Origin of the sequence: Pengzhenrongella frigida (assembly GCF_004168625.1) — a bacterium.
GTDB classification, from domain to species: Bacteria; Actinomycetota; Actinomycetes; order Actinomycetales; family Cellulomonadaceae; genus Pengzhenrongella; species Pengzhenrongella frigida.
The window spans coordinates 20064-35735 of sequence record NZ_SDWW01000004.1 but is presented as its reverse complement, the minus strand read 5'-3'; the positions used below and the strand labels follow the sequence as shown (position 1 = coordinate 35735).

The window sequence follows — 15672 nt, the reverse complement described above, 5'->3', positions numbered from 1 at the left end:
ACCTCCGGCCTGACCTGCACGGACGCTCGACCTGACGAAACCCCCGCGAACACTCGCGGGGGTTTCGTCAGAGCGGGAGCTCGGGTGCGGGTGTCAGTCGGTCAGCGCGCGCACGACGGCGTCGGCCAGGAGCCGCCCGCGCAGCGTGAGCAGCACGCGCGCACCGTGGCCGTCCGCGCCCAGCGCCGCCCGCCCGTCGAGCAGGCCATCGGCGACCAGGCCGGCGACCTCGCGCCGCGCCCGAGTCGACAGCAGGTCCAGCGCCAACCCGTCGGCGAGCCGGACCCCGAGCATGACCCGCTCGAGCCGCGTCGTGGCCAGGTCGAGCGTCTCGCGGCCGGCCGCGGGGCTGAGCCCGGCCTCGAGCCGCTCCGCGTACGCCCGCGGGTGCTTGACGTTCCACCACCGCAGGCCGCCGCCGGCATCTCCGCCGATGTGCGAGTGGGCGCCGGGACCGATCCCCCACCAGTCGTCGCCGCGCCAGTAGGCGAGGTTGTGCTGGCACGCCTGAGCCGGGGTGCGCCCCCAGTTGCTCACCTCGTACCACTGCAGGCCGCCGGCGGAGAGCAGCTCGTCGGCGATCTCGTACTTCGCCGCCTGGTCCTCCTCGGTCGGCAGCGCGAGGTCGCCGCGGCGAACCTGGACCGCCATCTTGGTGCCCTGCTCCACCACGAGCGCATAGGCGGAGACGTGATCGACGCCGGTGGCCAGCACCGCGTCGAGGCTCGCGCGCCAGTCGTCCGGCGACTCCCCCGGCGTGCCGTAGATGAGGTCGAGCGACACCGCCAGACCGGCGGCCCTGGCCCAGCGCACCACGTCGGGGATCCGACGCGGGTCGTGGGTCCGCTCCAGGGTCGCGAGCACGTGCGGGCGGGCCGACTGCATCCCGAACGACACGCGCGTGAACCCGGCCTCGGCCAGCTGCGCGAGCGACTCGGGCGTCACGGAGTCGGGGTTGGCCTCCGTGGTCACCTCCGCGCCGGGGGCGAGGCCCCACGCGGACCGGGCGCCGTCGAGCATCCGCGCGAGGTCCCCGGGCGGCAGCACGGTCGGGGTGCCGCCACCGACGAAGACGGTCGCCAGCGGGCGCTCCGGCAGGCCCGCGCCCTCCAGCACGCGCGCGGCGAGCTCGATCTCGCGCAGCGCGGTGTCGGCGTAGGACGCCTGGTTCGCCCCGCCGCCGAGCTCGGCGGACGTGTACGTGTTGAAGTCGCAGTACCCGCACCGCACGGTGCAGAACGGCACGTGCAGATACAGCCCGAACGCGCGTCCGGCGGCCCCCTCGGCAACGGACGCGGGCAGCCCCCCGTCGTCGGGCGCGGCATCCCCGAGCGGAAGTGCAGGACTCATCGGTCTACTTCTTCTTGTCCTTGACTTCCGTGTCGGAGCTCAGGGCGGCGATGAACGCCTCCTGGGGGACCTCGACGCGACCGATCGTCTTCATGCGCTTCTTGCCCTCCTTCTGCTTCTCGAGCAGCTTGCGCTTGCGGGTGATGTCACCGCCGTAGCACTTGGCGAGCACGTCCTTGCGCATCGCGCTGATCGTCTCGCGGGCGATCACGCGGGCGCCGACGGCGGCCTGGATCGGGACGTCGAACTGCTGGCGCGGGATGAGCTTGCGCAGCTTGCCGACCATCATCACGCCGTACGCGTAGGCCTTGTCCTTGTGCACGATCGCGCTGAACGCGTCGACCGCCTCGCCCTGGAGCAGGATGTCGACCTTGACCAGGTCGGCGGCCGCCTCGCCGGTGGGCTCGTAGTCGAGCGAGCCGTAGCCGCGGGTCTTGGACTTGAGGTTGTCGAAGAAGTCGAACACGATCTCGGCGAGCGGCAGCGTGTACCGCATCTCGACCCGGTCCTCGGAGAGGTAGTCCATCCCGAGCAGGTCGCCGCGCCGGACCTGGCACAGCTCCATGACCGCACCGATGAACTCCGCCGGGCACAGGATCGTCGCGCGCACGATCGGCTCGCGGATCTCGCCGACCTTGCCGCTGGGGAACTCGCTGGGGTTGGTCACCGTGACGACCGACTTGTCCTCGAGGCTCACCTGGTAGACCACGTTGGGCGCGGTCGAGATGAGGTCGAGGTCGAACTCCCGCTCGAGCCGCTCCCGGACGATCTCGAGGTGCAGCAGGCCGAGGAACCCGACCCGGAAGCCGAACCCGAGCGCGACGGACGACTCCGGCTCGTACACCAGGGCGGCGTCGTTGAGCTTGAGCCGGTCCAGGGCGTCGCGCAGGATCGGGTAGTCCGACCCGTCGATCGGGTAGAGCCCCGAGAAGACCATCGGCCGCGGGTCGCGGTACGCGCCCAGCGACTCGGTCGCCGGCTTGTGCGCGTTGGTGACGGTGTCGCCGACGCGGGACAGGCGCACGTCCTTGACGCCCGTGATCAGGTAGCCGACCTCGCCGACGCCGAGGCCGTTGGTGACCACCGGCTCCGGGGAGATGACGCCGATCTCGAGCAGCTCGTGCGTCGCCCGGGTCGACATCATCACGATCTTCTCGCGCGGCGACAGCGCGCCGTCGACCACGCGCACGTAGGTGACCACGCCACGGTAGGTGTCGTACACCGAGTCGAAGATGATCGCGCGCGCCGGGGCCTCCGGATCGCCGACCGGCGCCGGGATGGTCGCGACGATCAGGTCGAGCAGCTCCAGGACGCCGTCGCCGGTCTTGCCCGACACCCGCAGGCAGTCGTCCGGCTCGCACCCGATGAGCTTGGCCAGCTCCTCCGCGTACTTCTCCGGCTGGGCCGAGGGGAGGTCGATCTTGTTGAGCACCGGGATGATCTGCAGGTCGTTCTCGAGCGCCAGGTACAGGTTGGCGAGCGTCTGGGCCTCGATGCCCTGAGCGGCGTCGACCAGGAGCACGGCGCCCTCGCACGCGGCGAGCGAGCGAGATACCTCATAGGTGAAGTCGACGTGCCCGGGGGTGTCGATCATGTTCAGCGCGTACGGGACGCCGTCGACCTCCCACGGCATGCGCACGGCCTGGCTCTTGATCGTGATGCCGCGCTCGCGCTCGATGTCCATCCGGTCGAGGTACTGCGCACGCGCCGCCCGGGCATCGACGACGCCGGTCAGCTGCAGCATGCGGTCTGCGAGCGTCGACTTGCCGTGATCGATGTGGGCGATGATGCAGAAGTTGCGCAGCAGCTCGGCCGGGGTCGACGCGGGCTGGATGCGCTTGCTCAGGGCAGCAGTGGGAATGGGGGACAACGGGTGGCGCTCCGGGGATCGGCAAAGGACTGCGGGCGCCCTTCGGGCGGATGCGTCCATGGTCCCATGCCCGGGCCGTCCCCCGAGAACGTGGGCTCCGCCGGGCTCACTCCTCGCGGGTGATCTGCACCTCGACCTCGAGATCCTCGGTCCCGGTCCCCGCGTAGATGCCCCGCAGCGGCGCGACGTCGGAGTACTCCCGGCCGCGCGCCAGGATCACGTGGCCGTCGTCGGCGAAGATCCGGTTGGTGGGGTCGAACCCGGTCCACTGCCCGGCCCACCACTCGATCCAGGCGTGCGACTCGCCGACGACCGTCTGGCCGAGCTCGCCACCGCTGAGCGGGTAGAGGTAGCCCGAGACGTACCGCGCGGGGATGCCGACGGCGCGCAGCGCACCGAGGCTGAGGTGCGCCATGTCCTGGCACACGCCCGTCCGCGCCGCCCAGGCCTCCGTCGCCGGGGTGTGCACCGCGGTGACGCCGGGCACGTACTCGAGCTCGTCGCGGACCGCGCGGCAGATCGCCTCGGCGGCCTCGTGCGGACCGCGGCCCGCCACGCAGGCCTCGGCGAGCGCCACCACCTCGGCCGGCGCCGCCGTCGTCGTGGTCGAGGCGAGGAACTCGGCGAGCCGGTCGGCCACGGGCTGCCCGTGCACGACGTCCCAGGGCGCGACCTCGGTGGGGATCGTGAACGTCCCCTCCATCTCGACCCGGGACCGCGCGGCGATGACGAGGCGATCGTGCGGGAGCCGGACCTCGAACGCCGACACCGCCGTGCCCCAGTAGTCGGTGTAGTCGTGCCGCCAGGACTGCGGGGTCACCGAGAGGCTCGCCTCCAGCACCCGCTGGCCCGGTTGGGACACCGGCACCATGCGTGCCTCGTTGTACGAGGCCGCCACGGAGCCCGAGTAGCGGAAGGTCGTGGTGTGCATGATGTGCAGGCGGCTCACTGGTCGTCCTGACCTCGTCGTGGTCGTGGTCGTCACAGGGCCTCGCCCACCCAGGTCGTGGGCGCCCCGGAGGGGAAGTACCGGGACCGGATGGCGTCGCTCGCCGCGGAGCAGGCGCGCTGGACCGTCTCCATCTTGGCCGGCAGCCGGTGCAGGATGTCCTCGGGCGAGGCGTACTCCAGGCTGGTGCGCGCGTGCCCGAGGTAGAGCCGCGCCTTGCTGACCGTCGCGCTCTCACTGGGCGGCTCGAGCGCGTCGAGGCACGCCTCCGCCTGCCCGAGCGCGTGCACGATCGATCGAGGGAAGAGCTGGTCGATGAGCAGGAAGCCCGCCGCGCTCTCGTCGGACACCTGCCCGCGATAGCGCCGCAGGTACGACTCGTGCGCCCCGCACGAACGCAGCAGCGTGGTCCAGTCCGGACCGCTGGCCCCCGCGAGCGCCCGCGTGGTCAGCAGGCGCGCGGTCATGTCGGCCCGCTCGATCGAGCGGCCGAGCACCAGGTACTGCCAGGTGTCGTCGCGGGCCGTCGCCGAGTCGACGATCCCGGCCACGACCGCGGCACGCTCGCGCACCCATTGGAAGAAGTCGTGCGGCTGGGCCACGAACAGGTGCGCCGGCAGCTGGTTCCACGTGCCGTTGACCGCCTCCCAGAGCTCGGTCGAGATGATCTCCCGCGCACGGCGCGCGTTCTCCCGCGTCGAGACGATCGAGCCCGCGATGGCCGACGGCGAGACACGGTCGTAGGCGAGGACGTCCAGGACATGGGCGCGCCCGATCTCGCCGGCGGGCGGGTCCTCGCAGTCCATCACGGACAGCAGCGAGCGGCACGCGAGGTCCTCCTCGGCCCACGGGTCCTCGAGCAGGCTCTGCAGGTGCACGTCGAGCAGGCGCGCGGTGTCGTCGGCCCGCTCCATGTACCGGCCGATCCAGAACAGCGACTCGGCGATCCGGCTCAGCACAGTCCCACCTCCGGGCTCGTGACGCTCTGCTGCTGCTGCATCGCCTGCGGGCGGACGTCGTCGGGGTTCGCGTCCATGGGCACCTGGGAGCCCTGCGGCACGGCGCGGGGGACCTCGGCCGCGCGCGGGCGGGCCGGGACCTTCCCGCCGATCACCCAGGTGTCCTTCGACCCGCCGCCCTGCGAGCTGTTCACGACGAGCTCCCCCTCGGGCAGCGCGACCCGGGTCAGGCCGCCGGGGAGCACCCAGATCCGCTCGCCGTCGTTGACCGCGAACGGCCGCAGGTCCACGTGCCGTGGCCGGAGCTCGTCGCCGATCAGGGTCGGGACCGTGGAGAGCTGCACGACCGGCTGCGCGATCCAGCCGCGCGGATCGGCCGTCAGCGTGGTGCGCAGGACGTCGAGCTCGGCGCGCGAGGCCCGCGATCCGACCACGAGGCCCTTGCCTCCCGAACCGTCGACGGGCTTGACGATGAGCTCGTCCAGGCGGTCGAGCACCTCCTCGAGCGCGGCCGGCTCCTCGAGCCGCCAGGTGTCGACGTTCGCGATGATCGGCTCCTCCCCCAGGAAGTACCGGATGAGGTCGGGCACGTAGGTGTAGACGAGCTTGTCGTCGGCGACGCCGTTGCCCACCGCGTTCGCGATCGTCACGGTGCCCAGGCGCGCGCACGTGAGCAGACCGGGGCTGCCCAGCGCCGAGTCGTCGCGGAACGCCACCGGGTCGAGGAACTCGTCGTCGACCCGTCGGTAGATCACATCGACGCGCCGCCGACCGTTGGTGGTGCGCATCCACACCCGCCCGGCCGAGCAGTACAGGTCCCGACCCTCGACCAGCTCGACGCCCATGGTCCGGGCGAGCAGCGAGTGCTCGTAGTACGCGCTGTTGAAGACGCCGGGGGTGAGCACGACGACGGTTGGGTCGTCGACCCCGTGCGGCGCCGCGGCCGTCAGCGCCGCGAGCAGGCGCCGCGGGTAGTCCGAGACGGTCCGGATGCGCAGCGCGGCGAACAGCTCCGGAAAGGTCTGGGCCATCGCCCGCCGGTTGGCCAGCACGTAGCTGACCCCGCTCGGCACCCGGACGTTGTCTTCCAGGACCCGGAAGCTGCCCTCCTCGTCGCGCACCAGGTCGATGCCCGAGACGTGCACGCGCACCCCGTTGGGCGGCTCGATGCCCATCACCGCGCGGTGGAAGTGCTTCGACGACGTGATCAGCGAGCGCGGGACGACGCCGTCGGCCACTGCCCGCTGCGGCCCGTAGACGTCCGCGAGGAACGCCTCGAGGGCCCGGACCCGCTGGGCGACCCCCGGCGAGACCAGGTCCCACTCGGCCCCGTCGAGCACCCGCGGCGCGACGTCGAGCGGGAACGGCTTCTCCTCCCCCGCGAAGTCGAACGTGACCCCCTGGGTGACGTAGGTGCGCGCCAACCGCTCGGCGCGGCCGCCGATCTCGCCCGCCGACATCTGAGCGAGCGCCCGGTGCACCAGCTTGTACGCCGACCGGACGTCACCGCCCCGCTCGAACATCTCGTCCCACGCAGCGCCCGGTGGGTAGCCATCGAAAAGGTCCGCCATGCCGCGACCGTAATCCCCGCGTGTTAACTGGAACACCCTTGTGTTACCGGCAAATCACACGCCTCGCCGTAGGGTCGGGCCATGGCCCGGCACCCGCTTTTCGACCGCCTGCTTTCGATTGCCCGACGAGCGACCCCGCCCAGGTCCGCGGGCCCGCGCACCCCGGACGGCGCCCGCTCGGCGACCGCCCGGCCCTCGACCGCCCGGTCCTCGACCGCAGCGCCGTCGACCACAGCGCCGTCCACCACGCCTCGCCGCACGAACCCCGGGGACTTCGACGGCGTCGTGCACCCGGTCTACGAGCCCGTGCTCGACGGCGATGGTGACCCCGGCGAGATCGTGTGGACCTGGGTGCCCTACGAGGAGGACGCCTCCCGCGGCAAGGACAGACCCGTCCTGGTGATCGGCCGCGACGGGCCGTGGCTGCTCGGCCTCATGCTCACCAGCAAGGATCACGCGCGCGATGCCGCCGACGAGGCGCGTCACGGGCGGTTCTGGCTCGACGTCGGCAGCGGCGCCTGGGACGCGCAGCGACGGCCGAGCGAGATCCGGCTGGACCGCGTCCTGCGGCTCGACCCGTCCGCGGTACGCCGCGAGGGTGCGATCATGGACCGGGTTGTCTTCGATCGTGTCGCGGCCTGGTTGCGGAGCCGGTAGGGCTGGTAGCATGTTCCCTCGCGTGTCCGCCCAGGTCGGCGGGCACAGATCCAGTTCCTCCCCGCGGGTGTCCCCACGCCCCAGTCCCGGAGCTGGGCAGCCCTCTAGACCTGTCAGATTTCGTTTCTGCGAGCGCACAAGAGAGTTCACACGTGGCTAACATCAAGTCCCAGATCAAGCGCATTGGTACCAACGAGAAGGCGCGGCTGCGCAACAAGGCCGTGAAGTCCGAGCTTCGGACCCACGTCCGTCGGGTTCGCACCCTTGTCGCCGGTGGCGACAAGGACGCCGCCTCGGTCGCCCTCGTCGCTGCGTCCACCAAGCTGGACAAGGCCGTTTCCAAGGGCGTCATCCACGCCAACCAGGCAGCCAACAAGAAGTCGGCCCTGGCGAAGGTCGTCAACGCCCTCTGAGGCGCTGACCACGAAGAGGGCGTCACCCCCGCCGGGGTGACGCCCTCTTCGTGTGCCCGAACCACCCGAACCGCCGGTTCGTCGGGTGCGGATGCCGCGCTGGACCTCACGACGACGCCGCCTCGGGGTTGACCCCGAGGCGGCGTCGTCGGTCGTTTGCGTGCGATCAGTCGACGGTGACCTTGTACCGAGCCGCGAGCATGGCCGCCGGGACGGTCGGACGGAGCCCCGCCTCACGCAGTGCGCGGTCGAACGACCGGGCCGCGCCCGAGACGTCACCCTGAGCGAGGTACCGATCACCGAGCTCGCGCCAGGCGGCCGCCGACTGCCGGCTGGCCGCCATCATCCCGAGCATGTCGGCCGCCCGGAGGTACGCGTCCGCCGCGCCGATGTCGTCGCCGCGAGCGAGCAGCGCATCGCCGAGAACGAGGTGAGCGCGCCAGGTGTCCAGACGGGGCTTCGATCCCAGGCGCTCGATCGCACTTCGGGCGTCATCCTCAGCTTTGGCGACATCGCCGAGCATCAGGTACGCACGCGAACGCTCGATCTCGGCGAACGCGATGTCGTCGGACGAGCCGACAACTGCAAGCACCGGCACAGAGAGCTGGAACTGCACCAGCGCGGCTTCGGGTGCCGCGGGTTCGCCGCGCAGGAGAAGCCATGCGTAGTGGTGCCGGAGCCGAGCCACGTCCCGGGTCGAGCCGGTCTCACCCACCAGAGCGAGCGCGCGAGTGGTGTACCGCTGGGCGAGGGCGTAGTCGTGGCGCCCTTCAGCGACGAGCGAGGCGTTCCAGTAGACACCGCCACGCCCGCGGGGCGTCCCGAGCGCGTCCGCCTGGGCGATCAGCTCCGACGCGCGGTGGGTGGCGTACATCAGGTCGCCCCGCTCGACGTAGGCCCAGAGAATCGACGCGCCGAGACGCAGGTGCTCGTCGGTCCCGGTGAGCCCAGCCGACTCCAGGTCGGCGAGCACCTCCTCACCTAGCTCGACGCTGCGGTGGAGGTCCCCGGACTGGAGATAGGAGATCACGAGACTCGTGGTGATCTCGGCGGCATCCAGGTGGTTCTCGTGCGCACGCACCCGTTCGAGCAACGGCTCCAGCACGGCGATCGACGCTTCGAGGTCTCCGAGTCCCTCGTGCGCTCGCGCGAGAGTCTTGAGGATCTCCGGATGAAGCGCCGGGGCGATCCCCGTCAGGTCGAGCGCGAGCATCCGATCACGCGATTCCTCGGGGTGACCGTTCTCGGAAGCGAGCTTGGCGTAGTCGATCTCGAGACGAGCTCTCGCCTCGTTGGGCCCGCTCTCGCCGTGCCGGAGGTACTCCGCCGTCGTGTCGAGACGTGCCGCGAGCACGGCGAGCGCCGAATCGGTCGGTTCGCGCCGGCCACCCTCGATCAGAGAGATGTAGCTGGGCGAGAATGACTCACCCGCGAGGGCGGTCTGGGACAGCGATGCCGCCACGCGCAGCACCCGAATGCGGTCACCGATGTCTGTCATAAAAAGTGACTGTAACTGTGACCTTGGGTCAGCGTGTCCCAAACGACGCGCGGACTTTCCCATCGATTCACCGAGCACCTCACGTCCGGGTCGGCACCACCGTCACAGCGCGACCCGGACGTCAGTTGAGACATGCGCCACTGCTGCTTCAGCGCCGCCAGCGACTGCTAGTTGGTGCCCGAGTAGCGGCAGCAACCGGCACCGTTGGTGGTGACGCCGCCGAAAGCAGAGGCGGGTGCGACCGAGACCAGGGCGAGGCCGGCAGCGAGGGCGACAACAAAGACCGACTTGATCGTGCGCTTCATGAGAATCTCCAGTCAGGGTATTTTGACTGCTTGTCACAGTCACGGTGACACCAAGATCGCCTGTGCAGAACCTCCTGTCAAGGATGAACTTGCAGGTCAGGGCACAAGAACGGTCCGCCGTGCGTGGATCGGACGCCTCCGCGTCACGAGTTACCGCCATATGGGTGAATTTGGCGTCAATCGACCTCTTGCTCGCCAATAACCCGTCACAGCAATGCTGTCTGGGTGTCACATGAGACATGACAACAGATGTCTACGCCCCGCCAGCCCTTCTGGGACGCCTCGCCGATGCCCCCGATGACCTGCCAGCGCCGCCCTCGCAGCGCGACTGCAACAGGTTCTTGCGCACCGATCGAATGCTGCTCGGGCGACAGGGGATCTTCACCGGGAGCGGCGACGTCCTCGGGTACGAGCTGTACTTCCGCTCCCCCCACCCGGCCCCGCTGCATGTCGACCACTGGACCGCCGAGCAGCAGAACGCCGCGACCGCGCACGTGCTGCACACCACGTTCGCCGGCCCCGGGGTGTCCTCGGTCGCGGGTGATCGGCGCATCTTCGTCAACTTCACGCGCTCGTACCTTGTGAACGACCTGTCCATTCCGTACCTGCCGGAGCAGCTCGTGGTCGAGATCGTCGAGTCGGTGGTCGCCGACGACGCCGTGATGGCCGGCGTCCGGCGGTTGCGCGACCGCGGCTTCCGGATCGCGATCGACGACTTCATCGGGCTCGCCAGCCAGCGCCGACTGCTGCCCTACGCCGACTACGTCAAGATCGACGTTCGTGATCTCGACGTCGAGGGCCAGCCCCTCATCGACCTCGCGCGCTCGCACGGGGCACAGGTCGTCGCCGAGTGCGTCGAGTCCGAGTCGATGCTCGATGAGTGCCAGAGCCTGGGCTTCGACCTCTACCAGGGCTTCGCGCTCGAGGTCACCACGGTGCTCGATCGGACCGCCGTGGTGCCGTCACGACGCTGCGGCTGACGCGACCCGGATCACCGCACGCTCGACCGCGAAGACCGGATCGCGCCCCCCGCCCTTGACCTCCGCGTCCGCCTGCGCAACAGCCGTGATCGCCGCCGCGAGAGCCTCCGGCGTCCACCGGGAGAGGTCGCGCAGCGCGCGCTCGACCAGCCACGGAGCCAGCCCGAGGTCCCGGGCCGCGGCACCGCCCCGCCCGCGGGTTGCGGCCACCTTGGCGAGAACCCGCAGCTTCGCGGCCAGCGCGGCGACCAGCGGCACCGGATCCGCCCCCGTCGCGAGCGCGTGCCGCAAGAGCGCGACAGCCTGACCGGTCTGCCCCGCGATCGCGGCGTCCGCGACCCGGAAGCCGGTGGCCTCGATCCGCCCCCCGTAGTAGCGGTTCACGACGTCCGCACCGATCACGCCCGAGGTGTCGGCCACGAGCTGCGCGCAGGACGCCGCGAGCTCGCGCAGGTCCGCGCCGACCGCCTCGACCAGCGCGCGCATCGCCGCGGCGTCCGCACGCCGACCCGCTCGCCGCAGCTCCGCGGCCGCGAACGCGACCTTGTCGGTGTCCTTCTTGATCGGTTCGCAGGTCACGACGGTCGCACCCGCGCCGCGCACGGCGTCGAGGAACTTCTTGCCGCGTTGACCGCCGCCGTGGTGCAGCACCAGCACGACGTCGTCGGCCGGGGCGTCCAGGTAGGCGAGCGCGTCACTGATCAGCTCGTCGTTCGCCTGCTCGACCCCCTGCACGACGACGATCCGCGCCTCGCCGAACAGGGACGGGCTCGTCGCGACGAGCAGGGTCCCGCCGACATAGCCGGCACCCTCGAGCCGGGTCACCTCGACATCGGCATCCCGCTGCTTGGCCGCGGCGATCAGGCCGGCGACGGCACGCTCGGCGAGCAGCTGCTCGGCGCCCGTCACGAGCACGATCGGGGCAAGCTCGACCGCGTCCCACGCCATGGTGGTGGCTCGACCCGCCGTCGAGGAGCGCGCGGGCGCGGGCCGGGATGCGGGACGCGCGGATGAGGGGCGACGCTCGGCGGGTGGCACGGCCCCAGCCTGCCACGGGACGCCGTCGCTCCCGTTCGCCCACGCCCGCGCCCACGCCGTCGCCGTCGCCGTCGCTGTCCCGCGCACGCTGCACGCTCACCGGGCCATGCACCCTCACCGGGCCATGCACCCTCACGGCACCCTGCACCCTCACCGCGCCCTGCACCTTCATCGGGCTCTGCTCCCCCGCGCGACCCCGACGCCGACCACCACGGTAACCGCCGCGAGCAGTCCCGCGCCGCCGGCCCCGCCCGGCCACGGCATCTGCGCCCCGGGCAGCGCGGCGCACCCGCGGGCGACCTGTGCGATCCACCAGGTGGCCCATCCGGCGACCTGCGCGAGCGCGGCACCGCCGGTGGCCCACCACGGCGCCACCATCGCGGCGAGGGCTCCGGCGACCGTGGCCGGCGCGATCGCCGGCGCCGCGGCGAGGTTCGCCGGGACCGCGTACATCGCGAGCGCCGGGTTGAGGAGCACGATCACCGGCGCGCACACCGCCTGCGCTGCGAGCGGGACGGCGATCGCGCGCGCGAGGCCCCGGGGCAGTGCCCGACCCGGGCCCTGCGCGATCGGCCCGGTGAGCAGCACGATCCCCGCCGTCGCGAGCACCGACAGGGCGAATCCGTAGCTGCGTGCGAGCCACGGATCGACCACCAGCAACACGATGACCGTCGCACCGAGCGCCGCCAGGGCCCGGGACGGGCGCCCGAGAAGCATGCCGCCGGCACCGATGGCCCCCATCGCCGCCGCCCGGAGCACGCTCGGCTCGGCGTGTACGAGCAGCACCAGCCCGCCCATCGCCGCGACAACGACGGCGATCCGGGCGCGGCGCGGCAGGCCGATCACGCCCGTGAGCCCGAGCACCGCCGCGCCGATGATGGCGAAATGGGCACCCGAGACGGCGGTGAGGTGGGTGAGACCCGCGACCCGCATCGCCTCGGCCAGGTCCGGCGACAGCCGCGAGGTGTCACCCACGGCGATCCCCGGCACGAGTCCGCGCGGGTCCGGGGCGAGCTGATCGGTGGCGACCAGCAGCGCGGTCCGCACCTGCCTGACCGCGCGGTCGATCGTGCCCGGGGGGTCGACGACGCGCGGGGCTCCCCGCCCCGAGAGGATCGCGACCTCGGCCCGGCCACGCTCGGCGGGCATCAACCGACCGTCCACCTCCACGTGCGCGCCGAACCCGATCCCGGCCCACGCCGGTCCGCCCAGGACGAGCACTGATGCGGCCGCAGACCCGGTCCGGCCGCGGCCGGTGACCCGATCGACACCGAGCACGACCCGGTAGCGCACCTCCGGCTCGCCCCACCCCGCTGGCGCGGCGAGCGGTATCGGCTCGGACCGCACGGTGCCGACCACCCGCACGGTGGCCTCCTCGTCGATGAGCGCACCGAGCAGCCCGGCCCCGCGAACCGCGAGCTGCCCGGCGGCGGAGAGCGCCACGGCGCTGGCCACGACGAGCACGAGAATGCCCTGCCCCACCACCCCGGCCACACCGGCACCCACCCGGCTGCGATCCGTCGTCCGCACGCCCACCCGGCTGCGATCCGTCACGCCCACCCGGCTGCGGTGCCCCAACCGCCAGCCGCCGACGACGGCGACCCCTCCCCCGGCCAGGAGGCCGACGGCGAGCGCACCCCCGGCGGGCAGCCCGACCACGACGAACGCCACCACCCACGTGGCGACGGCCGCGGGCACGAGGCGAAGGTCCGTCCGGGTCGGCCGCACGCGTCAGACCCGCACGAGCTCACGAAGGCGTCCCAGCAGCGTGTCGCCGATCCCGGCCACCTCGCCGAGCTCGTCGACGGCGGTGAACCGGGTGTGCTCGGTACGCCAGTCCACGATCCGCTGCGCGAGCACCGGACCGATGCCGGGCAGGGACTCGAGATCGGTTGCGTCCGCGGTGTTCAGGTCGAGGAGTGTGCTCGCATCGCCCCCGGGGGCCGCACCGGTCTGGTCCGCACCGTTCCGGTCGGCATCGCTCGCGGCAGCACCACCCGCGCCCGTCGTGCCCGGCGCGACCTCTCCGAGGGCCGGGACGACGATCTGCTCGCCGTCCTGGACCACCCTCGCCAGGTTGACCGCGGCGAGCACCGCGCCGGGAGCGGCTCCACCGGCCACGGAGACCGCATCCGCCACCCGCGATCCGGTCGGGAGGTGGACCACCCCGGGCGCGTTGACCTGACCGACGACGTGCACGACGACGTCGGCCGGGCTCGGTGCCGGCACCGCAGCCCCCGGACCGGCCGAGGTCTCGCCCGACCCCGCTGCGTCCGCGGACCGCGCCGCCCCCTCGGAGCCCGCCGCCCCCTCGACCAGTGGCCCACCCGGAGCCGGCGCGGTCGCCACCGGGACGGAGGGCGCGCTGAGCGTCGCCCGCGCCACGACCCCGGCCCCGAGCACCACGACCGCGAGGGCGGCGACGAGCGCCAGGCGCACGCTCAGCAGCCAGCGCCGTCTGCCGGCCGGCGCATCCGCGGACGGGTGCTCGAGCGGATGGCCGTGCACGGAGGTGTAGGCCGCCGCCGCGCTGTCCAGCGCACCGGCCCGGATCCGGGCCACGACGTCGCGCACGTCCTGCGTGTCCGGCGGCGTCCCCCACGGCGCCGAGCCCGACGCGTCCGAGCCTGGCGCGTCGAGGCCGTCCGAATCGACGTCCGCCGCCGGGTCGGTCAGTTCGAGTGGCGGTCCCGCGAGGCCCACGTCCGCGGACGGCGCCTCGGGAACCCAACCGGGCGCCGCCGCCGGTACATCGAGAGCCCGTCGCACGGCCACCTTGCCGGGTTCCCCGAGCACCCGCGGCGGGGCCAGGCCCTGCAGTCCGCCGAGCCCCTGCGGCTCACCAAACCCCTGCGGCTCACCAAGACCGTGCGGCTCACCAAGACCGTGCGGCTCGCCAAACCCCTGCACCCCGCCAGGACCCTGCCGCGCCGAGGGCCCGTGCGGCACCGCGAGACCATGCAGGCGGTCGCGGGCCGCCCGCTGCAGGGGTTCGGACGCGCGCGGCATCTGAGCACGCTAGATCGCGCACGGGTTCCGCCCTGCTCCACCTCGACGCCATGGGGACCGACGCACAAAGCAACCGTCTGGGGACGGGCGCGCACTCCAGCGGCACGGTCGGACCGTCAGCGGCGTCGGACCGTCAGCGGTCCGCGACCACCACGGCCAGCAGCCCCGGCCCGGCGTGCGCCGCGATGACCGCGCTGATCTCCGACACCGCGACGCGCCCGACCACCCGCGCGTCCCCGTCGCACAGCGCCGACTCGAGCGCTGCAGCGACCTGCGCCGCGAGCTCGGGCTGGCCCAGGTGGTGCACGGCGATCTGCGCGCCGCCGCGGGCGCGCACGTCCTTGACGGTGAGCGCTTCGAGGCGCTCGCGCGCCGCTCGCCGCGTGCGCACCTTCTCGACCACCTCGATCCGCCCGGACCGGAGCGTCAGGAGCGGGCGCAGTCCCAGCAGGGTGCCCATCGTCGCCGCGCCGGAGCCGATCCGGCCACCGCGACGGAGCTGATCGAGCGAGTCGAGCAGGAAGAGCGTCGAGCTCGAGGCCGCCACCTGACGGGCCCGCTCGGCCGCGAGCGCACCGCCCGGGGCGAGCGACCGGCCGGCCGGTGATCGGCCGGGCAGCCCGTGGCCGGTCCTGGGCGGCGGGGCGACAAGCTCGGCCGCGGCGATCGCCGCGAGCCCGAGCCCCATCGCCACGGTCCGCGAGTCGACGACATGCACCGGCACCGGAGCCGCGAGGGCGGCGAGCTCGGCCGCGCGCACGGTGCCGGAGAGCTCACCGGACAGGTGCACCGAGACGATCTCCCGCGCGCCCCGCTCGACCGCGTGGGCGTAGGCCCGCGCGAACACCGCCGGGGACGGCTGCGACGTGGTCACCTTCCGGCCCGCGGTCAGGGCGGTGAGCAGGTCGGCGGAGGTGAGGTCGAGACCCTCGTGATGACGTTCGCCGTCGACCACCACCTCGAGCGGGACGACCTCGATCCCCCAGCGTTCGGCCAGACCGGCGGGCAGCGACGCGGTGGAGTCGGTGACGACCGCGACCCGTGGGCCGCGGTCCCCCGACCGGAACAGGCCG

Annotated in this window: 14 protein-coding genes; 3 read left to right on the top strand and 11 right to left on the bottom strand. The window is 72.5% G+C overall.

Going from position 1 to position 15672, the window contains the following annotated elements:
- Positions 1–93 precede the first annotated feature (93 nt).
- The 5 genes from hemW to EUA98_RS02290 all read right to left on the bottom strand — a co-directional run bounded on the left by hemW (position 94) and on the right by EUA98_RS02290 (position 6699).
- On the bottom strand, positions 94–1350 hold the full coding sequence (gene hemW / locus EUA98_RS02310; protein WP_130101053.1) for a radical SAM family heme chaperone HemW: 1257 nt from the start codon (positions 1348–1350) through the stop codon (positions 94–96).
- 4 nt (positions 1351–1354) lie between these two features.
- A complete protein-coding gene (gene lepA, locus EUA98_RS02305) occupies positions 1355–3220 on the bottom strand; it encodes a translation elongation factor 4 (protein WP_242511224.1) in 1866 nt (621 codons plus the stop codon).
- 106 nt (positions 3221–3326) lie between these two features.
- Positions 3327–4169 carry a transglutaminase family protein gene (locus tag EUA98_RS02300; protein ID WP_130101051.1) on the bottom strand — a complete coding sequence of 281 codons (843 nt, stop codon included), beginning with the start codon at positions 4167–4169 and terminating at the stop codon, positions 3327–3329.
- A 32-nt stretch (positions 4170–4201) separates the two neighbouring features.
- Positions 4202–5128, bottom strand: coding sequence for an alpha-E domain-containing protein (locus EUA98_RS02295; protein ID WP_130101050.1), 927 nt, complete (start codon positions 5126–5128; stop codon positions 4202–4204).
- On the bottom strand, positions 5122–6699 hold the full coding sequence (locus EUA98_RS02290; protein ID WP_130101049.1) for a circularly permuted type 2 ATP-grasp protein: 1578 nt from the start codon (positions 6697–6699) through the stop codon (positions 5122–5124). The genes EUA98_RS02295 and EUA98_RS02290 overlap by 7 nt, the downstream gene beginning before the upstream one ends.
- A gap of 81 nt (positions 6700–6780) precedes the next feature.
- Here EUA98_RS02290 and EUA98_RS02285 point away from each other — a divergent pair, with 81 nt between their 5' ends.
- Entirely contained in the window at positions 6781–7356 is a 576-nt protein-coding gene (locus EUA98_RS02285; RefSeq protein ID WP_130101048.1) for a type II toxin-antitoxin system PemK/MazF family toxin, read from the top strand.
- Between the two features lie 152 nt (positions 7357–7508).
- Positions 7509–7769 (top strand): 30S ribosomal protein S20, encoded by a 261-nt coding sequence (rpsT, locus tag EUA98_RS02280; protein WP_130101047.1) that lies wholly within the window; start codon positions 7509–7511, stop codon positions 7767–7769.
- Between the two features lie 166 nt (positions 7770–7935).
- Here rpsT and EUA98_RS02275 read toward each other — a convergent pair whose 3' ends face one another.
- Both EUA98_RS02275 and EUA98_RS19650 read right to left on the bottom strand, forming a co-directional pair.
- Positions 7936–9267 (bottom strand): helix-turn-helix domain-containing protein, encoded by a 1332-nt coding sequence (locus EUA98_RS02275; RefSeq protein ID WP_130101046.1) that lies wholly within the window; start codon positions 9265–9267, stop codon positions 7936–7938.
- 167 nt (positions 9268–9434) lie between these two features.
- Positions 9435–9572 carry a hypothetical protein gene (locus EUA98_RS19650; protein WP_165372690.1) on the bottom strand — a complete coding sequence of 46 codons (138 nt, stop codon included), beginning with the start codon at positions 9570–9572 and terminating at the stop codon, positions 9435–9437.
- Positions 9573–9913: 341 nt separating this feature from the next.
- Between EUA98_RS19650 and EUA98_RS02270 the strand changes: the two genes are divergently transcribed.
- Positions 9914–10552: an EAL and HDOD domain-containing protein gene (locus EUA98_RS02270; protein WP_165372689.1), complete on the top strand. Its 639-nt coding sequence runs from the start codon at positions 9914–9916 to the stop codon at positions 10550–10552.
- On the opposite strand, the gene holA is transcribed toward EUA98_RS02270, so the two are convergent.
- The 4 genes from holA to EUA98_RS02250 all read right to left on the bottom strand — a co-directional run bounded on the left by holA (position 10535) and on the right by EUA98_RS02250 (position 15668).
- Positions 10535–11500, bottom strand: coding sequence for a DNA polymerase III subunit delta (gene holA / locus EUA98_RS02265; protein WP_130101044.1), 966 nt, complete (start codon positions 11498–11500; stop codon positions 10535–10537). The two genes, EUA98_RS02270 and holA, sit on opposite strands and share 18 nt — an antisense overlap.
- A 258-nt stretch (positions 11501–11758) precedes the next feature.
- The gene (locus tag EUA98_RS02260; RefSeq protein WP_130101043.1) at positions 11759–13288 is read right to left on the bottom strand and encodes a ComEC/Rec2 family competence protein; all 1530 of its coding nucleotides are present in this window, start codon (positions 13286–13288) and stop codon (positions 11759–11761) included.
- 33 nt (positions 13289–13321) lie between these two features.
- The gene (locus EUA98_RS20155) at positions 13322–14599 is read right to left on the bottom strand and encodes a ComEA family DNA-binding protein (RefSeq protein WP_242511223.1); all 1278 of its coding nucleotides are present in this window, start codon (positions 14597–14599) and stop codon (positions 13322–13324) included.
- A 133-nt stretch (positions 14600–14732) separates the two neighbouring features.
- Entirely contained in the window at positions 14733–15668 is a 936-nt protein-coding gene (locus tag EUA98_RS02250) for a DegV family protein (protein WP_130101042.1), read from the bottom strand.
- Positions 15669–15672 lie beyond the last annotated feature (4 nt).